This window comes from Sphingomonas populi, assembly GCF_004208535.1.
Taxonomy (GTDB): domain Bacteria; phylum Pseudomonadota; class Alphaproteobacteria; order Sphingomonadales; family Sphingomonadaceae; genus Sphingomonas; species Sphingomonas populi.
Map to the genome: position 1 here is coordinate 133,508 of NZ_SGIS01000001.1, position 19,551 is coordinate 153,058.

Below are 19,551 nucleotides of genomic sequence, written 5' to 3' on the forward strand. Positions count from 1 at the left end.
AAGGCTGGCGGGCGGGTGCGGCATGGGCTAGGCGCTGCGACCATGTCGTCCACTCGCACCGTCGCGATCATCGTTGCCGCCGGCCAGGGCCTGCGCAGCGGCAGCGCGCTCCCCAAACAGTTCGCTCCGCTCGCCGGCAAACCGATGCTCGCGCACAGCCACGCCGCGCTGGAAGCGCATCCCGGCATCGATAGCGTAATGGTGGTGATCGGTGCGGGACAGGAAGCCTTGCTTGCGGAAGCGCTCGGCGACGTGCGCTTCGTCATCGGCGGGGCGACGCGGCGCGAATCGGTGTTGAATGGCCTCGAAGCCTTCGCCGCCGATGCGCCTGACCGCGTGCTGATCCACGACGCCGCCCGCCCCTTCGTGTCGGCGGCGGTGATCGACCGGCTGATCGCCGCGCTCGACGCTGAGGTCGGCGCGTTTCCCGCCTTGCCGGTCGCCGATACTTTGGTGCGCGATGACGGCACGCCGGTTTCCCGCGACGGCCTCCACCGCGTCCAGACTCCGCAAGCCTTCCGCTTCGCCGAAGTGCTCGCCGCGCACCGCACCTGGCCCGAGGATGCCGAAGCGACCGACGACGCCCAGATGGTCGCGCGGTCGGGCCACACAGCCTCCATCGTTCAGGGCGACCCGATGCTCGAAAAAATCACCCATCCCGCCGATTTCGCCGCCGCCGAGGCGCGCCACGCCGCGACGTTGCGCGTGCGAACCGCGTCCGGCTACGACGTCCACCGGCTCGTTGAAGGCGAGGAATTGTGGCTCGGTGGGCTGCTGATCCCGCACGACAAGGGCTTGTCGGGCCACAGCGACGCGGATGTCGCGCTCCACGCGATCACCGACGCGTTGCTCGGCACGATCGCCGATGGCGATATCGGCATGCACTTCCCGCCGAGCGACCCGCAGTGGCGCGGCGCGAACTCGGCGCAATTCCTCCAGCACGCCGCCTCGCTGATCGGGCGCCAAGGCGGCATCATCGATTTCATCGATCTCACCATCATCTGCGAGGCGCCCAAGATCGGCCCGCACCGCGCCGGCATGCGCGCCCGCATCGCCGATCTGTTGCGGCTCGATCCGGGGCAGATCAGCGTCAAGGCAACCACGACCGAGCGGCTCGGCTTCACCGGGCGGGGCGAAGGCATCGCGGCGCAGGCCGTGGCAACGATCAGGATCGGCGCGCAATGAAACCCCTCCAAAAATTGGCGTTCGCCGCCGCAGCGTGCGCGCTCACTGGCCAAGCGGCGGCGCAACCGCTCCAGGCACGCGCATGCCTGACCGCGCCTGAAGCCGAGTCGCTGCTCATCACCGTCATCCCCGACGCGCTCGAAGAGGTCAGCCGCACCTGCACGAACCAGCTTCCCGCCGGCGCGCTGCTGCGCAGCCCCGGCCGGGTGTTCGGCGACAGCTATCGCACGCTCGCCGATGCCAATTGGCCCAACACGCGCCGGGCACTTGCCAAGATCCTGCCACCGGATGCCGCGCCGATGCTCGACAACGATCTCGCAAGGTTGATGGTGATCTCGCTCGCCGGGCCGATCGTTGCGCAGCAGGTCAAACCCACCGATTGCGGCCCCGCCAACCGCTTCCTGACGATGATCGCGCCGCTGCCGCCCCGCAACGCGGTCGCCGCGATCGTGGCGGCATTGCAGATCGCCGCGATCGACCGCAAGAATGGCACCAAGCCCGCCGCCATCCCCGTTTGCCCGTTTGGAGCGCAGTGACGATGTTCACTATCCTGCCCGAAGAGCTTGTCGCCGCCGCGCAGAAGGTGGTCGATGCAAATCTTGCCGCCGGCCGCACCGTCTGCGTCGCCGAGAGCTGCACCGGCGGCCTCGTCTCCGCCGCGATCACCGAAATTCCGGGGTCGTCGGAAATGTTCGAGCGCGGCTACGTCACCTATTCGAACGACGCGAAGATCGATGCGCTCGACGTCAGCCCCGATGTGATCGACACGTTCGGCGCGGTCTCGATCGCAACGGCATGGAGCATGGCGCAGGGCGCACTCGCGGAGAGCGGGGCGGATGTCGCGGTCGCGATCACCGGCGTCGCCGGGCCGGGCGGCGGCACCGAGAAGAAGCCGGTCGGCACGGTCGTGTTCGCGCGTGCGGAGCGCGGCGCCGATCCGCAACATGTCGTCGCCGATCGCAAGGATTTCGGCGACATCGGGCGCGGTGGCATCCGTCTTCAGGCGGCGTTGTGCGCGCTCGAATTGCTGATGCCGTCGGCGGGCGAGCCTGAAGGCGAAGCGTAAAGTACCGCTGCGCGCTCCTCGAACGCGCCGATCATCTTGCGCAGCGCGACGCCGAACACCTGCCCGGCAAGCATCTCGAACACGCGGTTCTTGAACGCGAAATCGACCGTGAAATCGACCGCGCAGCCGGTGCCCTCGGGCCGGAACACCCAGTCGTTGCGCAGATATTTGAGCGGCCCGTCGAGATACTCGACATGCACCCGCTCGGGCCGCTGCTTGTCGACCTTCGACGTGAAGGTCTCGCGCAGTCCCTTGAAACCGACGATCATGTCGGCGACCATCTGCGTCTCGGTGTTCGACTTGATGCGGATCGCCGAGACCCAAGGCAGGAATTCGGGATAGCGCGCCACATCGGCGACCAGATCGAACATCTGCTCGGGCGTATAGGGCAAGCGGCGCGTTTCGTGGTGCTTAGGCAAGGTTCGTCGCCTCGCAGAACTCCGTCGCCCAGCCACAATCCGTCACCCCAGCGCAAGCTGGGGTCTCCCGGTGATGGCGGGTGCCTTTGCCGCGAGAGACCCCAGCTTGCGCTGGGGTGACGTATGTTGCGGGCAGCCTCACACCCGCACCGTCGCCAGCTTTGCCTCCCGCGCCGCGCGCAGCCGCGCGAAGTCATCGCCAGCATGATAGCTCGACCGCGTCAGCGGCGATGACGCGACCAGCAGGAACCCCTTCGCGCGTGCGATCGCGGCATAGGCGTCGAACGCCTTGGGCGTGACGAAATCCTGCACCTTGGCGTGGCGCGGGGTCGGCTGGAGATATTGCCCCATCGTCAGGAAATCGATGTCGGCGGAACGCATGTCATCCATGACTTGATGCACTTCGAGCCGCTCCTCCCCAAGCCCGAGCATCACACCCGATTTGGTGAAGATAGACGGATCGTGCCGCTTGACGCTCTCCAACAGCCGCAGCGACGCATAATAGCGCGCGCCCGGGCGGATCGTCGGGTAAAGGCGCGGTACGGTTTCGAGGTTGTGGTTGTACACATCGGGCCGCGCCGTGACGATCGACTCGATCGCGGCCTGCGCCTTGTTGCGGAAATCCGGTGTAAGAATCTCGATCGTCGTGTGGGGCGTGGTGCGGCGCAGCGCCTCGATCACCTTGACGAACTGCGACGCACCGCCGTCGGGCAGATCGTCGCGATCCACCGAGGTGATGACGATATGCTCAAGCCCCAGCTCGGCGGCGGCATCGGCGGTGTGCTGCGGCTCAAGCGCATCCACCGCACGCGGCATGCCGGTCTTGACGTTACAGAACGCACAGGCGCGGGTGCAGGTGTCGCCAAGGATCATCACCGTCGCGTGCTTCTTGGTCCAGCACTCGCCGATGTTCGGGCACGCCGCTTCCTCGCAGACGGTGTTGAGGCCGAGCCGGCGCATCAGCCCCTTCGTCTCGTTGTACACCGCGCCCATCGGCGCCTTCACGCGAATCCAGTCGGGCTTGCGTTGGCGGGTCTCGGGCTGGGCGGCCGGGTGAGCGATCGGGGTAATCTCGTTCATCGCTCGCAAATAGCCATCCACACCGCTTACCACAACTGCCGCGCGGATCATCACGGTTGCGCTTGTCGTAAGCGGCGCTTTGCCCCTAGGAACCCCCGAACGAGCACGACGGAGAGCAGCATGAGCGGATTCGCAGACCTCATCGAAGGCTATCAGCGCTTCCGCGTGGTCGACTGGACTCGCCAGCGCGACCGCTGGGCCGAATTGCGCGACGGCCAGGCGCCGCGCGTGATGGTGATTGCCTGTTCCGACAGCCGAGTCGATCCGGCACAGGTGTTCGACACCTCGCCTGGCGAGATCTTCGTGGTGCGCAACGTCGCCAATCTGGTGCCGCCGTTCGAACTCGACGGGTCGCGCCACGGCGTCTCGGCCGCACTCGAATTCGCGGTGACCCAACTCAACGTCACCGACATCGTCGTGATGGGGCATGGCTCGTGCGGCGGCGTCAAAGCGTCGCTGACACATGCCTTCGACGGCGCAGCCCCCGGCGAAGGCGGTTTCATCGCACACTGGGTCGACATGCTCGACACTGCGCGCGACGGCATTGTCGCCGAACACGGCACCGGCCCCGAGGCGGCACGGGCGCTCGAACTGGAGACAGTGCGGGTCAGTATCGCCAACCTGCGCACCTTCCCGTTCATCCCCGAACGCGAGGCAGCAGGCACGCTGACGCTGCGCGGCGCCTATTTCGCGATTGCCGACGGTGTGTTGCATGTGATGGGCGAAGACGGCGCATTCGCACCCGCCTGAACCGAGTCAGGCCGGGTCGCTCGCCGCCGGCACGGTGATGTGACGCGGCTTGCCGACGTCTTGGGCCACGTCGGGCGCGAACGCACCGCGATGTATGCGGATACCGGCAACGCCGCTGCTGGCCACGGGCGTCAGCGCTGGAGTGGCTGTCGCCGGCGGCGCCGAGTCTTCGGGTGCGCTGCGGTGGATCGTCACTGATCCGACCACCTGAATCCCGCCGTTAACCCCGCTCGACGGGGCCACGTCGCCGTCATCACTCGCCGCAAGGATTGGGCTGGTCCGCACCGGCAGGCTCTCGCTGCCCGAATAGCTCTGTCGGAAGGCAAGCGCATTCTCCATCGCGCCGCGCCAGCGGTAGAAGATGTGTGCGCCGATCGACGCGACCTGCTTCATGCTGCTCGCCCACCACGGCGACACGTAATTGGCGTGGTAGAAGGTCGCCGAGCCGACCGGCGCATAGACCAGCCCCGCCAATGCCCCCATCGCGACCGCGCGCGCCCGCGCCCACGCGGTCGGCTGGATCGGATGGTTCATCGATCCGTCGCAGGTGAAGCTGAACTGGCAGCCGGTCGATCGTGTCGATCCCTGATAGACGACCCCGCAGATACTGCTCGGAAACGCCGGATCGCGCACGCGGTTGAGCACCACCTGCGCCACCGCGCGCTCGCCCCCGTCCGATTCGGAACGTGCCTCATAATAGACCGCCGCCGTCAGGCAATCGATCGCCCGCGCGGCGTCGTCGGGCGTCTGTGCGCGGGCGAGAAATGCGGGCGCGGCGTCGAAATCCGATTCTGTCCCGGCAGCCGCCTCGCGCAGCGCGGTGCGAGCAAGATTCCCCGGCACATTCAGATCGAGCTGCCTGAGCAGATCGGGCGCACGGACGATCGGCGGGATGTCCATCACCACCTGCATCGGCGGCGTGCGCGTGCAGGAGGTCATCAGCACCAGTGTCGGCAGCACGAGCAGCAAGAATCTCAGCATGACGGTCCGGCGCGGTGGAAACTCGCGCCGGGATAGCCGCCAAGCCTTAGCTTTGGATTAAGGACGCTACCTCACAGCCCCAGCGCCGCGCGCGCGACCTTCTCGATCTCGGGGTCGAGTTGCGGCGGGGTCATGTCGACGCCAGCCTCCAGCGCATCCGCGATTAAGGTCAGCGCGGCAATCCGCGCCGCCTTCTTGTCGTTGCCATCGACGACGTGCCACGGCGCCCAGCGCGTATCGGTGCGGCGGAACATGTCGTGCATCGCGTCGAGATATGCGTCGCGTTTGGCGCGGTTGCGATAATCCTCCAACCCGGTCTTCCAACGCTTCCACGGATGGTCGAGCCGTCCCGCCAGGCGCTTGTCCTGGGTCTTCTGGCTGACATGGACGAACAGCTTGACGATCGTCGTGCCCGAATCGACCTGCTGCGCCTCGAACTCGTTGATCTCATCGTAACCGCGCTTCCAGTCCTTTTCGCTGGCGAAGCCTTCCACGCGTTCGACAAGGACGCGACCGTACCAACTGCGATCGAACACCGCGATATCGCCGTTGGCGGGCAGCCGCCGCCAGAACCGCCAGAGGAAATGCCGGTCGCGTTCCTCCTCGGTCGGCGCCTTGATCGGCCAGACCTCGAAGTTGCGCGGGTCCCATTCGCTGGTCAGGCGCTGGATGATGCCGCCTTTGCCTGCCGCGTCCCAACCCTCGAACAGCACGATCGCGCGTTTGCCGTGGACGATATGCGCGACCTGCACATGCGCGAGGCGTTTCTGGAGCGTGGCGAGCGCGGCGTCATAGTCGCCGTCGTATTTCGCGCCGGATTCATGGTCGGTTAGGGCGATCGTCATCCGCCACCCTAACCGCTCATGCCGAGCGAAGTCGAGGCACAAGCGCCCGGCTTCGCTCGGCGGAACGCCGCTTACTTGGCGCCGGGGCCGTCCACCGTCTTGATGTGCAGTTCCTTCAATTGCTTCGCCGTCGCGAAGTTCGGCGCGCCCATCATCAGGTCTTCCGCCTTCTGAGTCATCGGGAAGGTGATGACCTCGCGGATGTTGGGTTCATCGGCAAGCAGCATGACGATGCGATCCACGCCCGGCGCCGAACCGCCATGCGGCGGCGCGCCGCACTTGAACGCGTTGATCATGCCCGCGAAGTTCGTATCGACATCTGCCTGGGTGTAGCCGGCGATCTCGAACGCCTTGTACATGATCTCGGGCTTGTGGTTTCGGATCGCGCCCGACGACAGTTCCACGCCGTTGCAGACGATATCATATTGATAGGCGAGGATATCGAGCGGGTTCATCGTCTCCAGCGCGTCCATCTCGCCCTGCGGCATCGAGAACGGGTTGTGGCTGAAGTCGACCTTCTTGGCGTCCTCGTCATATTCGAACATCGGGAAGTCGACGATCCAGCAGAATTCGAAGCGCTTGTCGTCGATCAGGCCGAGCGTCTCGGCAACCCGCGTGCGTGCGAGCCCAGCGAGCTTGGCCGCCTGCGCTTCCTTGCCGGCGGCGAAGAACAGCCCGTCGTCCGGTCCGAGGCCGAGCGCGTCGGCCATCGCGGTCATCTTCGCCTCGCCGTGGTTCTTGGCGATCGGGCCACCCCATTCGCCGCCCTTGCGAGTCGCATAGCCGAGACCTGCGAACCCTTCGGACTGCGCCCAGCCGTTCATGTCGTCGAAGAACTTGCGGCTCTTGTCGGACGTGCCCGGCGCCGGGATCGCGCGCACCACGTCACCACCCTCGACGATCGACGCGAACCGACCGAAGCCCGAGCCGACGAACTGCTCAGACACGTCCGAGATCAGGATCGGGTTGCGCAGGTCGGGCTTGTCGTTGCCGTATTTCAGCATCGATTCGCGGTACGGGATTCGCTTGAACGGCAGCGGGCTGACGGTCCGCCCCTTACCCTGCCAGTCGGCGAACTGCTCGAACACGCCATGCAGAACCGGCTCGATCGCGGCGAACACGTCGTCCTGCGTGACGAAGCTCATCTCGAAATCGAGCTGATAGAACTCGCCAGGCGAGCGATCGGCGCGGGCGTCCTCGTCGCGGAAGCAGGGCGCGATCTGGAAATAGCGGTCGAAGCCCGCCACCATCAGCAACTGCTTGAACATCTGTGGCGCCTGCGGGAGCGCATAGAACTTGCCGGGATGCACGCGGCTCGGCACCAGATAATCGCGCGCGCCCTCGGGGCTGCTGGCGGTCAGGATCGGCGTCTGGAACTCGGTGAAGCCCTGCCCAATCATACGCTGGCGCAGCGACGAGATCACCTGCGAGCGCAGCAGGATGTTGGCATGGAGCCGCTCGCGCCGCAGATCGAGGAAACGGTAGCGCAGGCGGATATCCTCGGGATATTCGTTCTCGCTCGCCACCGGCATCGGCAGATCGTGCGCGGCCGACTGCACCACCGCCGAGACGGCACGCACCTCGATCGCTCCGGTCGGCAGGTTCGGGTTCACCGCCTCGCCCGCGCGCGCGACGACGGTGCCGGTGATCGTCACCACGCTCTCGCTACGCAGGCTTTCGATCACGTCGAACACCGGGCCGCTCACGTCGGTAACGATCTGGGTGATGCCATAATGGTCGCGCAGATCGACGAAGACGAGATCGCCGTGATCGCGCTTCTTGTGGACCCAGCCCGACAGGCGGACTTCCTGGCCGACCTGTTCGGCGCGGAGTTCGGCGCAAGTGTGCGTGCGATAGGCGTGCATGGCTCTTCTTTCGTCGCCCCGGCGAAGGCCGGGGCCGCTGAGTTGGTGTACGCTGCGCTCAATAACGCAGCGGCCCCGGCCTGCGCCGGGGCGACGGTGATATGGTCCGCGCACTCCCTTTCCGACACGCCTTTGTCAAGGCGCGCATCCCTCGCTAAAGGGTCAAGATGCATATCCATCCGCTCATTACCGACAGCGCCACGCTCGCCAACCTCTGCACCCGCCTCGCCGAAGCCGATTTCGTCTGCGTCGATACCGAGTTCATGCGCGAGAACACCTTCTGGCCCGAACTGTGCCTGATTCAGATCGCCGACGAGAACGAGGCGGCGGCGATCGATCCGATGGCGCCCGGCCTCGACATGCAGCCGTTGCTCGACCTGATGGTCGACAACCCGGATGTGCTCAAGGTCTTCCACGCCGGCGGGCAGGATCTCGAGATCGTCTATAACCTCACCGGCAAGACGCCCTACCCGCTGTTCGACACGCAGGTCGCGGCGATGGCGCTCGGGCAAGGCGAGCAGATCGGCTATTCGAACCTCGTCGATGCCTATCTCGGCATCAGCGTCGACAAGGGCGCGCGCTTCACCGACTGGAGCCGCCGCCCGCTCGACGCACGTCAGATCGAATATGCCATCGGCGATGTGACTCACCTCGCCAAAATCTTCCCCAAGATGCTCGCGCGGCTGCGCAAAACCGGGCGCGGCGCGTGGCTCGATCAGGAGATGGAGCGAATCGGCGATCCCGCCAATTACGCCAACGATCCCGAAGAGGCCTGGCGTCGCATCCGCGTGCCGAGCCGCAAGTCCGATATCCTCGGGCGCTTGAAGGCGCTGGCACGCTGGCGCGAACTGGAGGCACAGGGCAAGAACCTGCCACGCGGCCGAATCGTCAAGGATGAGACGATCGCCGACATCGCCGGCCATCCGCCGCGCAAACAGGCCGATCTCGCCAAGGTGCGTGGCCTCTCGCCGACCTGGGCGACCAACGACATCGGCGGCCGCATGATGGTCGCGCTCGAAAATGCCGAGCCGATGCCCGCCGAGGAGATGCCCGCCCGCGACGATCGCAAGCCCGGTCTCGGCAAGGACGGCGCTTTGGTGGCGGACCTGCTCAAGCTGCTGCTCAAGATTCGCTCGCGCGATATCGATGTCGCCGCCCGGCTGCTCGCGCGCGGAGACGATCTCGACGCGCTGGCGGCGGGTCAGCGCGAAGGGCTGTCGATCCTGGAGGGTTGGCGTTTCGAACAGTTTGGCCGCGACGCGCTCGATCTGGTCGAGGGACGGCTGGCGTGCGCAGTGGTGGGCGGCAAGCTCAAGATGACCCGCGCCGAAGCGGTTACGGAGTAACCGTCGCCCCGGCGCAGGCCGGGGCCGTTGTGTGACTCGCCAAACACATGGCCCAGAAGAAGCGGCCCCGGCCTAAACCGGAGCCGCCCTCTTCGATTACGCTGCGACCGGCGGTGAAGCGAGCCAGGTCACCCACAATTTGGCGATCTCGGCGTTGGGCGAGGTCGTCACCTTGGCGAGCGTGGCGCGCGCGCCGTCCTTGTCGCCACCGAGCGCCTGCGCGATGCCGAGGTGGAGGTTAAGCCGGTCGTTGTCGGCCACGCCCTTGGTGGCGGCCAGCTTATACAGCTCGGCGGCCTTGGCGTAGTTCCGCTCGCCGAGATAGGCGTCACCCGCCTGTGAGGCGAGATCGCCCTTCGGCGCTGCGGCGGCCGCCTTTTCCTGCGCGGCGAGCGGCTTGTCCGACGCGATCGATTCATTGGCCTGCTTGGCCATGTCGTTTGCGGTGGCGTTGCCGGCCGGGATCACCTTCGAATCGAAGCCTTCCTTGATGACCGTCTTGGCTTCGGTCGGCAGGCCGGTCTTGTTCGCGGCGTCGGCGTAATCGATATATTCCTTCGCGCCGGCGAGCGAGTTGGTGACACGCATCAGACGATACAGATCGATCCGGTTACGATCGGTCAGCTTCGCCGCACCGGGGCCAGAAAAACCGAAGGTGTAGATCGCGGTGCGCCAATTCTCCTTGGTGCCGTAATTGGCCAGCCACGCCTGGGTCCAGGTGTTGGTCTGCTCGGGGAGATTGGCCTTGATCGCGTGCGACACGGCATATTTGTACCACGCTTCGGGTGCCTTGCGGCCGGCGGCCTGCTCGGCCTTGATTGCAGTGTCGAGCTCGGCCACGCCGCCGGCCACGTCACCCGCCTCGACCTTCGCGCGGGCGAGGTTGAGCGGAAGATCGGCATTCTGGTAGCCAAGGTCGCGCGCGCTCGCCATCAACTGCGCCGCTTTGGCATAGTCCTTCTGGTTGTAGGCGAGATTGCCGCGGATATACGTGAACTGTGCCTTTTCGGCCTTCGGCGTGATCGGATTGGCGATCAGCGTCTCGAGCGGCTGGGCCAGCACGACATCGTTGCGCTGCGCCTCGGGCAGAGCGTTCATCTCGCCGCTTGCCACCTGAAGGCGGAACTTGGCGATGATGTAGCTGTCGGTCGCGTTCTTCGCGAGGCCATCGGCCTCGGTCAGCTTGGCCTTCGCCGTCGCGTAGTCGGGCGGGGTCGCGGCGAGCGCGGTCTGGATCGCGCTGAGCGCCGGACGCGCCTCGTTCGACAGGTTCTTGGGGTTGAAGCCGTCGGCAGGCGCCGCTTCGGCCGGCTTTTCCTTCTTCGCATTCGCCGGCAGCGCGATCACGGTGCCACCCAGGCCGAGCATCAGCGCCCCGGCAATCGCAATCCTCGAAACACCCTGCATCTTGAAAGTCTCCTAACGTCGGCGCTGGCCGATCACCGCGCCGCTCTACCGATCCGTTTCGCCGCGTTCAAGCGACGCGGCGTGCGCCGGCTTCTGGCCGGCGTGGACTGAACAACGGTTGAACCCGGATGCGGCTCCCTTTGACGCTTTGCCACGCGACCGCTACCCGCGCGGCATGATCGCTTTGCTCTCGCCCGCCAAGACGCTCGATTACGAGCGGCCGATTCCCGCCATCACGCCGACCACGCCGCGCTTCGCCGAAGAGGCCGATACGCTCGCCGCCGCTGCGGCACGGCTCAGCCAGAAGAAGCTGGCCGAACTGATGCACATCTCGCCCAAGCTCGCCAAGCTCAACGCCGACCGCTTCGCCGGCTTCGCCGACGGCCCCGAACGTCCGGCGCTGTTCGCGTTCGCGGGCGACGTCTACACCGGCTTCGAGGCGGCAACGCTCGACGAACCGGCGATCACATTCGCGCAGGACCATGTCCGCATGCTGTCGGGCCTGTACGGGCTGCTCCGCCCGCTCGACGCGATGCGCCCCTATCGGCTCGAAATGGGCACGCGCTGGGCGCCGCGCCGCAAGAGCCTGACCGATTGGTGGGGCGACCGCATCGCCGCCGCCGTGCGAGACGATGTCGCGGCGGAGGGATCGGGCGTCGTCCTCAACCTCGCCAGCCAGGAATATTTCGCCGCCGTCGCCGGGCGACTGGCGGGTCTGCGGGTGATCGACGTTGATTTCCGCGAACCCGGCCCGGACGGTCCGCGCTTCGTCAGCTTCAATGCCAAGCGCGCGCGCGGGATGATGGCGCGGTGGCTGTGCGAACATCGCATCACCGACATCGCTGAGATGCAGGGCTTCGACAGCGACGGCTACCGCTTCGATCCAGACGAGAGCGAAGCCGACCGCTGGCGGTTCACCCGCGCATGAGCAGCGCGGTCGTCATCGGTGCATCGGGCGGGATCGGCGCGGCGTTCGTCCGCGCGCTGGAGGACGAAGGCACGTTCGGCACGGTCCACGCCTTCGCGCGCAGCTTCGCCGGTGCCGGCCATCTCGATCTGGAAGACGAGGCGAGCATCGCCGCCGCCGCCGCGATCGTCGCCAAAGGCCAAGCACCGACGCTGATCCTCGTCGCGACCGGCCTGCTTCACGCCGGCGATCACGGCCCCGAAAAGGCGATCGGCGACCTCGATCCGGCATGGCTCGCGCGCACGTTCGCGGTCAACGCGGTCGGCCCGGCGATCGTCGCCAAGCACTTCCTGCCGTTGATGCCGCGCGATGGCCGCTGCGTGTTCGGCGTTCTGTCGGCGCGGGTCGGCAGCATCGCCGACAACCGCCTTGGCGGTTGGTACGGCTATCGCGCCTCGAAGGCGGCGCTCAACATGCTGGTGCGAACACTCGCGATCGAGGAGAAACGCCGCAACGGTCGGTCGATCGTGGTGGCGCTGCATCCCGGCACCGTCGATACCGCGCTGTCGCGCCCGTTCCAGGGCAATGTCGCACCGGGACAGTTGTTCGACGCAGATCGTGCCGCCTTACAACTCCTCGACGTGATCGACGGGCTCAAGGCACCCGATTCGGGCAAGCTGTTCGCGTGGGACGGTGCCGAAGTCACTCCATGACGGAGATGTCATGTATGCTTCATGATGGCTTGCAGGCAATGGGTCCAGACCGGCCCGAGACGCGCACCGCGTCCCCCGCCCCGAGGAGAGCCATCATGAAGACCCTGACGCCGCTGTTCGCTATTGCCGCGCTGGTCGGCGCGCAGGCCGCCGTTGCTGCCCCCGCCGCCAAGCCGACTCCCGCCGCAGCAAAGCCAGCGCCCGCAGCCAAGGTGAAGACCGTCAAGGCGACTACCGGCCGGATGGTCACCACCAAGACCTCGACCGGCAAGACCATCACCTACGATTGTTCGAAGGCCGGCAACGCCAGTAAGAAAGCCTGCAAGTAAGGCTGTCTGCCCACGGCCTTACCGTTCTCCCGCGAAAGCGGGAGAACGTTCGTGTCGTTTGGCCGCGCGGCTTCGACGTCGTCCAGCGATCGGATTTCCCCCGCGCGGGCGTGCGTGCGCGTGACATGGGTGGCGCGCTCGGCTAGGGTGACCGTCACCCAAACGAAACAAACCCGAAAGATTTGACGCTTTGACCGACGAGACGATGCTCGCCGACCCTTCGGATATTTCCCCGATCTCGATCGTCGAGGAAATGAAGACCTCGTACCTCGATTACGCGATGAGCGTGATCGTGTCGCGCGCGCTGCCCGACGTGCGCGACGGCCTGAAGCCTGTTCACCGCCGCATCCTCTATTCGGCGCAGGAAAGCGGCTTCCACCACAACCGCCCCTATCGCAAATCGGCGCGCATCGTCGGTGACGTGATCGGTAAATACCATCCGCACGGCGACAGCTCGATCTACGAAGCCTTGGCGCGCATGACCCAGGACTGGGCGATGCGGCTGCCGCTGATCGACGGCCAGGGCAATTTCGGCTCGATGGACCCAGATCCGCCCGCCGCGATGCGCTACACCGAAGCGCGCCTCGCCAAATCGGCGAGCTTCCTCATGCAGGATCTCGACAAGGATACGGTCGATTTCGTGCCGAACTACGACGGCTCGGAAAGCGAACCGTCGGTGCTTCCCGCGCGTTTCCCCAATCTGCTCGTCAACGGCGCCGGCGGCATCGCGGTCGGCATGGCGACCAATATCCCGCCGCACAATCTCGGCGAAGTCATCACCGCCTGCCTCGCCTATATGGACGACGGCGCGATCACGACCGAGCAGTTGATGGAAATCGTGCCGGGGCCGGACTTCCCGACCGGCGCGATCATCCTCGGCCGCGCTGGCTGTCGCTCGGCCTATGAAGGCGGCCGCGGCTCGATCATCGTGCGCTCGCGCTACATCGTCGAGGAAGGTCGCGGCGACAAGCGCTCGATCGTGCTGACCGAAATCCCGTTCCAACAGGGCAAGAACGCCCTTGTCGAGAAGATCGCCGAAGCCGCCAAGGACAAGCGGATCGAAGGCGTGAGCGACATTCGCGACGAATCGAACCGCCACGGCGTCCGTATCGTCATCGAACTCAAGCGCGACGCGACTGCCGATGTCGTGCTCAACCAACTCTGGCGGCACACGCCCGCGCAAGGCTCGTTCCCGGCCAACATGCTCGCGATACGCGGCGGCCGCCCCGAACTGCTCAACCTGCGCGACTTCATCCAGGCGTTCATCCAGTTCCGTGAGCAGGTCATCACCCGCCGCTCGAAGTTCGAACTGGCCAAGGCACGCGACCGCGCCCACATCTTGCTCGGCCTCGTCATCGCCGTCACCAACCTCGACGAGGTCGTGAAGATCATCCGCGGTTCGGCCTCGCCCGCCGAGGCACGCGCCAAGTTGCTCGCGCGCGAATGGCCGATCGCCGAGATCGCGCCCTATCTTAAACTGGTCGAGGCGTTCGACGTCGCGGCGACCGGCGACAGCTACCGCCTGTCCGAAATCCAGGTCCGCGCGATCCTCGATCTGCGCCTGCACCGCCTCACCGCGCTTGGCCGTGACGAGATCGGCGACGAGCTCAAGGGCCTTGCCGACTCGATCGCCGAACTGCTCGAAATCCTCGGCAACCGCGCGCGCCTGTACGAGGTGATGCGCGAGGAGCTGGTCGCGGTGCGCGACGAGTTCGCGACGCCGCGCCGCACTGAGATCGCCGCCGCCGCCGACGGGATCGACGACGAAGACCTCATCGAGCGCGAGGACATGGTCGTCACGGTGACGATGCAGGGCTATATCAAGCGCACCACGCTCGACACGTTCCGCGCGCAGGCACGCGGCGGCAAGGGCCGCGCCGGCATGGCGACCAAGGACGAGGATGTCGTCACCAACCTGTTCGTCACCTCGACGCACACGCCGGTGCTGTTCTTCTCGACTGCGGGCAAGGTCTATCGCCTCAAGGTGTGGAAGCTGCCCGAGGGCGGCGCGGCCACGCGCGGTCGCCCGATGATAAACCTGCTGCCGCTCGCCGAAGGCGAGACGATCTCGACCGTGCTGCCGCTTCCCGAGGATGAGGACGAGTGGGGCAAGCTCCACGTCATGTTCGCGACCGCGCGCGGCACCGTGCGGCGCAACTCGATGGACGCGTTCACCAACGTGCCGACCGCCGGCAAGATCGCGATGCGGTTCGAGGACGAATCGAACGATCGTCTGATCGGCGTCGCGTTGCTGAGCGAGGAAGACGACGTGCTGCTGGCCACCCGCCAGGGCAAGGCGATCCGCTTCGCCGGTGATGACGTGCGCGAATTCCAGAGCCGCACCTCGACCGGCGTGCGCGGCATGACGCTGAAGGGCGACGACGAGGTGATCTCGCTGTCGATCCTCCATCGCGTCGGAGCGACCCCAGACGAGCGCGAGACCTACCTCCGCTTCGCCCCGTGGAAGGGCGAAAAGGACGGCGAGCCGGACATGGAACAGGCGCGGTATGAGGAACTGGTCGCGCGCGAGCAGTTCATCCTCACCGTCTGCGCCAACGGTTACGGCAAATTGTCGAGCGCCTATGACTATCGCCGCACCGGACGCGGCGGTCAGGGCATCACCAACATCGACAATATCGGCCGCAACGGGCCGGTCGTGGCGAGCTTCCCGGCCTCGAAGGGGCATCAGTTGATGCTCGTTACCGATCAGGCCAAGCTGATCCGCATGTCGCTCGGTTCGCTGCGCGTGATCGGGCGTGGTTCGGCCGGCGTGAAGCTGTTCGATGTGGCGAACAACGAACATGTCGTCTCAGCAGCGCGGGTCGAGGAAACCGAAGGCGAGGCCGAGGCCGACGTGCGCGATCCGCTCGCCCCGCTCGAAGTCGCGCCGGACGACGGCGCCAACACCGCCGACGATTCGGCCGCCGGCCCGGAAAACGGCGAATGAGCGACCGGCCGACCACTGCGTATAAGGTGCTGACCGCCGGACAGATGGCAACGCTGGAGACGGGTGCGTTCGACGGCGCGCCGATCGACCTGGCGGACGGCTACATCCACCTCTCCACCGCCGCGCAGCTTACCGAGACCGTCGACAAGCATTTCGCCGGGCAGAGTGATCTGCACGTCGCCGCAGTCGATCTCGGTGCGCTGGGCGATGCGGTGACATGGGAGGAGTCGCGCGGCGGCCAGCTCTTCCCGCACCTCTACGGCGGCCCTCTGCTGCTGGAGACGGTGGTCGCCTACGGACCGCTGACGCGCGCCGACGACGGCAGCGTCGCCTTGCCGGTCGCAGGCTGACAGGTCACCATAACCGTCACCCAGCGCACGCTCGGGTTTCTCTTCCGCCCTATCGTCACTCCAGCGCAAGCTGGAGTCTCTCGCCTCCGGGCACCCGCAGCGAGCCTCGCAGAGAGATGCCAGCTTCCGCTGGCATGACGAGATTCGTCTTGATTGCGCCAGTGTATCTGTTATTTCTGAATTTACAGAAATAACAGGCGCGCCATGATCACCGACCACCCCGAAGCCAAAGCGTTCATCCTCCACTGGGGCGAGATGGGCACGCAATGGGGCGTGAGCCGCTCGGTCGCGCAGGTGCATGCGCTGCTCTACCTCTCCGACCGCCCGATCGACGCCGAGGCGATCGTCGAGTCGCTCGGCCTCGCCCGCTCGAACGTCTCGACCGCGCTCAAGGAGTTGCAGGGCTACGGCATCGTCCGCCGTGTCCATGTCGAGGGCGACCGGCGCGACCATTTCGTCGCCGAGACCGACCTGTGGGAGATGCTGATGCGGATCGTCCAGGAGCGCAAGAAGCGCGAGATCGACCCCACGATCGCGCTGCTCGGCGAACTCGCCGAACGGCTCAAGGGCGATACGACCGCCCCCGCCCAAGTCCGCGAGCGCGTCGTGCGGATGCACGAGTTCATCGGCACGCTCGGCACCTGGTACGAACAGGTGCGCGTGCTGCCCAAGCCGACGCTCGTCACGCTGATGAAGCTCGGCAGCAAGGTCGCGCGCTTCATTCCCGGTGGCAAAGCCAAGGACTGAAGCCGGCGACGACATGTACACTCGCATCTCGCAGTTTCTGAATTTACAGATATTACGGATATTTCGAAAGGAATGGTGATGGAGTCCAAAGACGATGTCCCACGCGCTGTCCGCCCAGCCGTCGTGCGAATTCTCGCGGCGCTCGGCTTCGCGCTCGCCTTCTGCCTCGGCGCCTATCTCCTCATCGGCGCGACACAGCCGAAATCCGGGCTGGTCAGTTTCTCCTTCCTCCTGATCCTGCCCGCCGCGATTTCCGCCTTCATCGCCTACGTCGCCGATCCGTGGGGTGAGCGGTCGCGGCGCTTCTACCTGTTGATGCCGGTGTGGCTGCTGCTCGTGATCATCGTCGCGTCGCTTGTCATCCTGCGCGAAGGCGTGATCTGCGTGCTGCTGCTGTCACCGTTATGGCTCGCCAGCGGCTTGATCGGCACCTGGATAACCTATGCCTCGCGGCATCGCCGGCGGAAGCGTGCCGACGGCACGACCTATTGCTCGGCACTGCTGCTTGCACCGTTGCTGGCGATGCAGGTCGAGCCTTATGTGCCGCTGCCCACCGATACCGCGCGCGTAACGCGCAGCGTCGTCATCCACGCCACCCCCGAGCACCTCTGGCCATTGCTGCGCGGTATCTCCGACGTGCGTCCCGGTGAAGGCGCGTGGAATATCTCCCAAGACGTGATCGGCATCCCCCGCCCGCTCGGCGCCCGGCTCATCGGGGGCGGCATCGGCGCAGATCGCTATGCCGATTGGGGCCGCCACATCCGCTTCCGCGAACGGATCACCGAATGGGATATGCACAAACGGATCGGCTGGCGCTTCATCTTCGACGATATCGCCGGCTGGGGCTTCACCGACCGCCACCTGATGCCTGACAGCCCCTATTTCCGCATAACCACCGGCGGCTACACGCTCGATCCGATCGCGCCGGGGCTGACGCGCGTAACGATCGACACCGAATATCGCATCACCACGCCGGTCAACGGCTATTCAAAGCTGTGGGGTGAACTCTTCCTCGGCGATCTGGAAAACAACCTGCTCGCGCTGATCCAGGGCCGCGCCGAGCGGAGGCACCCTGCGTTACGAGCCGAACCGCTTTAGACCTGACGCGGCTGTCCTACACGGCGGTGAATGTGCAAGCTCCCGCAATGGCAATTCCATCATCCTCGCCTCGGCCCAGCGTCACTGCTTTTCAGCTTATCGACCAAACACAACGCTTCATCGCGCACAAACCCTATAAGTGCGCAATCTTAGCCACCTTTGCCCTCGCGCGTTCCAGCCGCTATCAGCCCGGGATGACTCATGACATTCACATCATCGGCGGCGGACTCGCCGGGTCCGAAGCCGCGTGGCAACTCGCCGAAGCCGGTTTCCGCGTGAAGCTCTCCGAGATGCGCGGTTCGGGCGAAGCCACCCCAGCGCATCATACCGATGGCCTCGCCGAACTGGTCTGCTCGAACAGCTTCCGCTCGGACGATGCCGAGAGCAATGCGGTCGGGCTGCTCCACGCCGAGATGCGCGGCCTCGGCTCGCTGATCCTGCGCGAAGCCGATATCCACAAGGTTCCTGCCGGTTCGGCGCTGGCCGTCGACCGCGACGGCTTCTCGGCTGGCGTCACCGCAGCGCTGGAAGCCCATCCCAACATCACGATCGTGCGCGAGCGGATCGATACGCTGCCGTCGGACGGCCCGGCGATCATCGCCACCGGCCCACTCACCGCGTCGGGCCTCGCCGCCAGCATCGCCGGAGCGACCGGCGCCGATGCGCTCGCCTTTTTCGATGCGATCGCGCCGATCGTCCATTTCGACAGCATCGACATGGAGACCGCCTGGTTCCAGTCGCGCTGGAACAAGGGCGACGGCAAGGATTACATCAACTGCGCGATGAACCGTGAGCAGTATGAGGCTTTCCACGCCGGGCTGATCGCGGGCGAGAAGACCGATTTCAAGGAATGGGAGCGCGACACCCCCTATTTTGAGGGCTGCATGCCGATCGAGGTGATGGCCGAGCGCGGTCTCGACACGCTCCGCTTCGGGCCGATGAAGCCGGTCGGGCTCGACGATCCTCGCACCGGGCGCTGGCCGCATGCCGTCGTCCAGTTGCGGCAGGACAATGCGCAAGGCACGCTCTGGAACATCGTCGGCTTCCAGACCAAGCTCAAGCACGCCGAGCAAGTGCGGCTGTTCCGTTCGATCCCCGGACTTGAGAAGGCCGAGTTCGCGCGGCTGGGCGGGCTGCACCGCAACACCTTCATCCGCTCGCCCGAACTGCTCGATTCTACGCTGCGGCTCAGGAACCGCCCCAACATCCGCTTCGCCGGGCAGATCACCGGCTGCGAAGGCTATGTCGAGAGCGCCTCGGTCGGGCTGATGGCAGGCCGATTCGCGATCGCCGAACTGCGCGGAGAGACGCTCGCGCCGCCCCCGGTCGAGACGGCGCTGGGCGCCTTGCTCCACCACATCACCGGCGCGGCGGTGGCGGAGACGTATCAGCCGATGAACGTCAATTTCGGGCTGATGCCGCCGATCCCCGGCCGCACCAAGAAGGCCGACCGCAAGAAGATGTATACCGACCGCGCGCGGACTGCGATGCAGGCGTGGTTGGCGCCTGCATAACC

At 66.0% G+C, this 19,551-nt stretch carries 19 protein-coding genes; 13 read left to right on the plus strand and 6 right to left on the minus strand.

Going from position 1 to position 19,551, the window contains the following annotated elements:
* The first annotated feature begins 42 nt into the window (after nt 1-42).
* From EWE75_RS00615 to EWE75_RS00625, 3 genes are read left to right on the plus strand one after another with little or no spacing between them, the layout of a single operon-like run.
* Nucleotides 43-1,185 (plus strand): bifunctional 2-C-methyl-D-erythritol 4-phosphate cytidylyltransferase/2-C-methyl-D-erythritol 2,4-cyclodiphosphate synthase, encoded by a 1,143-nt coding sequence (locus EWE75_RS00615; protein WP_130154761.1) that lies wholly within the window; start codon nt 43-45, stop codon nt 1,183-1,185.
* Nucleotides 1,182-1,721 carry a hypothetical protein gene (locus tag EWE75_RS00620; RefSeq protein WP_130154762.1) on the plus strand — a complete coding sequence of 180 codons (540 nt, stop codon included), beginning with the start codon at nt 1,182-1,184 and terminating at the stop codon, nt 1,719-1,721. Before EWE75_RS00615 ends, EWE75_RS00620 begins: the two co-directional genes overlap by 4 nt.
* A gap of 2 nt (nt 1,722-1,723) precedes the next feature.
* The gene (locus EWE75_RS00625; protein WP_130154898.1) at nt 1,724-2,251 is read left to right on the plus strand and encodes a CinA family protein; all 528 of its coding nucleotides are present in this window, start codon (nt 1,724-1,726) and stop codon (nt 2,249-2,251) included.
* On the opposite strand, the gene EWE75_RS00630 is transcribed toward EWE75_RS00625, so the two are convergent.
* Nucleotides 2,185-2,670 (minus strand): type II toxin-antitoxin system RatA family toxin, encoded by a 486-nt coding sequence (locus EWE75_RS00630; RefSeq protein WP_130154763.1) that lies wholly within the window; start codon nt 2,668-2,670, stop codon nt 2,185-2,187. The genes EWE75_RS00625 and EWE75_RS00630 overlap by 67 nt on opposite strands.
* 138 nt (nt 2,671-2,808) lie before the next feature.
* A complete protein-coding gene (gene lipA / locus EWE75_RS00635; RefSeq protein ID WP_130154764.1) occupies nt 2,809-3,750 on the minus strand; it encodes a lipoyl synthase in 942 nt (313 codons plus the stop codon).
* Between the two features lie 120 nt (nt 3,751-3,870).
* Here lipA and EWE75_RS00640 point away from each other — a divergent pair, with 120 nt between their 5' ends.
* Nucleotides 3,871-4,500 carry a carbonic anhydrase gene (locus tag EWE75_RS00640; protein ID WP_130154765.1) on the plus strand — a complete coding sequence of 210 codons (630 nt, stop codon included), beginning with the start codon at nt 3,871-3,873 and terminating at the stop codon, nt 4,498-4,500.
* A gap of 6 nt (nt 4,501-4,506) precedes the next feature.
* Here EWE75_RS00640 and EWE75_RS00645 read toward each other — a convergent pair whose 3' ends face one another.
* The 3 genes from EWE75_RS00645 to aspS all read right to left on the minus strand — a co-directional run bounded on the left by EWE75_RS00645 (nt 4,507) and on the right by aspS (nt 8,191).
* Nucleotides 4,507-5,481, minus strand: a complete 975-nt coding sequence (locus tag EWE75_RS00645) for a cell wall hydrolase (RefSeq protein ID WP_206364641.1) — start codon at nt 5,479-5,481, stop codon at nt 4,507-4,509.
* A gap of 71 nt (nt 5,482-5,552) precedes the next feature.
* Nucleotides 5,553-6,326 carry a polyphosphate kinase 2 family protein gene (locus EWE75_RS00650; RefSeq protein WP_130154766.1) on the minus strand — a complete coding sequence of 258 codons (774 nt, stop codon included), beginning with the start codon at nt 6,324-6,326 and terminating at the stop codon, nt 5,553-5,555.
* A gap of 71 nt (nt 6,327-6,397) precedes the next feature.
* The gene (gene aspS / locus EWE75_RS00655) at nt 6,398-8,191 is read right to left on the minus strand and encodes an aspartate--tRNA ligase (RefSeq protein ID WP_130154767.1); all 1,794 of its coding nucleotides are present in this window, start codon (nt 8,189-8,191) and stop codon (nt 6,398-6,400) included.
* Nucleotides 8,192-8,358: 167 nt separating this feature from the next.
* On the opposite strand from aspS, the gene rnd reads away from it, so the two are divergent.
* The gene (rnd, locus tag EWE75_RS00660) at nt 8,359-9,537 is read left to right on the plus strand and encodes a ribonuclease D (protein WP_130154768.1); all 1,179 of its coding nucleotides are present in this window, start codon (nt 8,359-8,361) and stop codon (nt 9,535-9,537) included.
* A gap of 96 nt (nt 9,538-9,633) precedes the next feature.
* On the opposite strand, the gene EWE75_RS00665 is transcribed toward rnd, so the two are convergent.
* A complete protein-coding gene (locus tag EWE75_RS00665; RefSeq protein ID WP_130154769.1) occupies nt 9,634-10,944 on the minus strand; it encodes a tetratricopeptide repeat protein in 1,311 nt (436 codons plus the stop codon).
* A gap of 175 nt (nt 10,945-11,119) precedes the next feature.
* Between EWE75_RS00665 and yaaA the strand changes: the two genes are divergently transcribed.
* The 8 genes from yaaA (at nt 11,120) to trmFO (ending at nt 19,549) form a co-directional block, all read left to right on the plus strand.
* Entirely contained in the window at nt 11,120-11,872 is a 753-nt protein-coding gene (yaaA, locus tag EWE75_RS00670) for a peroxide stress protein YaaA (RefSeq protein WP_130154900.1), read from the plus strand.
* Entirely contained in the window at nt 11,869-12,564 is a 696-nt protein-coding gene (locus EWE75_RS00675; protein ID WP_130154770.1) for an SDR family NAD(P)-dependent oxidoreductase, read from the plus strand. The genes yaaA and EWE75_RS00675 overlap by 4 nt, the downstream gene beginning before the upstream one ends.
* Before the next feature lie 95 nt (nt 12,565-12,659).
* Nucleotides 12,660-12,893 carry a hypothetical protein gene (locus EWE75_RS00680; RefSeq protein WP_130154771.1) on the plus strand — a complete coding sequence of 78 codons (234 nt, stop codon included), beginning with the start codon at nt 12,660-12,662 and terminating at the stop codon, nt 12,891-12,893.
* A 190-nt stretch (nt 12,894-13,083) separates the two neighbouring features.
* Nucleotides 13,084-15,840, plus strand: coding sequence for a DNA gyrase subunit A (gyrA, locus tag EWE75_RS00685; protein ID WP_130154772.1), 2,757 nt, complete (start codon nt 13,084-13,086; stop codon nt 15,838-15,840).
* Nucleotides 15,837-16,190, plus strand: a complete 354-nt coding sequence (locus EWE75_RS00690) for a DUF952 domain-containing protein (RefSeq protein ID WP_130154773.1) — start codon at nt 15,837-15,839, stop codon at nt 16,188-16,190. The genes gyrA and EWE75_RS00690 overlap by 4 nt, the downstream gene beginning before the upstream one ends.
* 204 nt (nt 16,191-16,394) lie before the next feature.
* On the plus strand, nt 16,395-16,937 hold the full coding sequence (locus EWE75_RS00695) for a GbsR/MarR family transcriptional regulator (protein ID WP_130154774.1): 543 nt from the start codon (nt 16,395-16,397) through the stop codon (nt 16,935-16,937).
* A 78-nt stretch (nt 16,938-17,015) separates the two neighbouring features.
* Nucleotides 17,016-18,035 carry an SRPBCC family protein gene (locus EWE75_RS00700; RefSeq protein ID WP_231708133.1) on the plus strand — a complete coding sequence of 340 codons (1,020 nt, stop codon included), beginning with the start codon at nt 17,016-17,018 and terminating at the stop codon, nt 18,033-18,035.
* A gap of 194 nt (nt 18,036-18,229) precedes the next feature.
* Nucleotides 18,230-19,549 (plus strand): methylenetetrahydrofolate--tRNA-(uracil(54)-C(5))-methyltransferase (FADH(2)-oxidizing) TrmFO, encoded by a 1,320-nt coding sequence (gene trmFO / locus EWE75_RS00705; RefSeq protein ID WP_130154776.1) that lies wholly within the window; start codon nt 18,230-18,232, stop codon nt 19,547-19,549.
* Nucleotides 19,550-19,551 lie beyond the last annotated feature (2 nt).

Coding starts and splice junctions, on each gene's coding strand:
- EWE75_RS00615 (WP_130154761.1), top strand. CDS start 43: ATGTCGTCCACTCGCACCGTCGCGATCATCGTTGCCGCCGGCCAGGGC.
- EWE75_RS00620 (WP_130154762.1), top strand. CDS start 1,182: ATGAAACCCCTCCAAAAATTGGCGTTCGCCGCCGCAGCGTGCGCGCTC.
- EWE75_RS00625 (WP_130154898.1), top strand. CDS start 1,724: ATGTTCACTATCCTGCCCGAAGAGCTTGTCGCCGCCGCGCAGAAGGTG.
- lipA (WP_130154764.1), bottom strand. CDS start 3,750: ATGAACGAGATTACCCCGATCGCTCACCCGGCCGCCCAGCCCGAGACC.
- EWE75_RS00640 (WP_130154765.1), top strand. CDS start 3,871: ATGAGCGGATTCGCAGACCTCATCGAAGGCTATCAGCGCTTCCGCGTG.
- EWE75_RS00645 (WP_206364641.1), bottom strand. CDS start 5,481: ATGCTGAGATTCTTGCTGCTCGTGCTGCCGACACTGGTGCTGATGACC.
- EWE75_RS00650 (WP_130154766.1), bottom strand. CDS start 6,326: ATGACGATCGCCCTAACCGACCATGAATCCGGCGCGAAATACGACGGC.
- aspS (WP_130154767.1), bottom strand. CDS start 8,191: ATGCACGCCTATCGCACGCACACTTGCGCCGAACTCCGCGCCGAACAG.
- rnd (WP_130154768.1), top strand. CDS start 8,359: ATGCATATCCATCCGCTCATTACCGACAGCGCCACGCTCGCCAACCTC.
- EWE75_RS00665 (WP_130154769.1), bottom strand. CDS start 10,944: ATGCAGGGTGTTTCGAGGATTGCGATTGCCGGGGCGCTGATGCTCGGC.
- yaaA (WP_130154900.1), top strand. CDS start 11,120: ATGATCGCTTTGCTCTCGCCCGCCAAGACGCTCGATTACGAGCGGCCG.
- EWE75_RS00675 (WP_130154770.1), top strand. CDS start 11,869: ATGAGCAGCGCGGTCGTCATCGGTGCATCGGGCGGGATCGGCGCGGCG.
- EWE75_RS00680 (WP_130154771.1), top strand. CDS start 12,660: ATGAAGACCCTGACGCCGCTGTTCGCTATTGCCGCGCTGGTCGGCGCG.
- EWE75_RS00690 (WP_130154773.1), top strand. CDS start 15,837: ATGAGCGACCGGCCGACCACTGCGTATAAGGTGCTGACCGCCGGACAG.
- EWE75_RS00695 (WP_130154774.1), top strand. CDS start 16,395: ATGATCACCGACCACCCCGAAGCCAAAGCGTTCATCCTCCACTGGGGC.
- EWE75_RS00700 (WP_231708133.1), top strand. CDS start 17,016: ATGGAGTCCAAAGACGATGTCCCACGCGCTGTCCGCCCAGCCGTCGTG.
- trmFO (WP_130154776.1), top strand. CDS start 18,230: ATGACTCATGACATTCACATCATCGGCGGCGGACTCGCCGGGTCCGAA.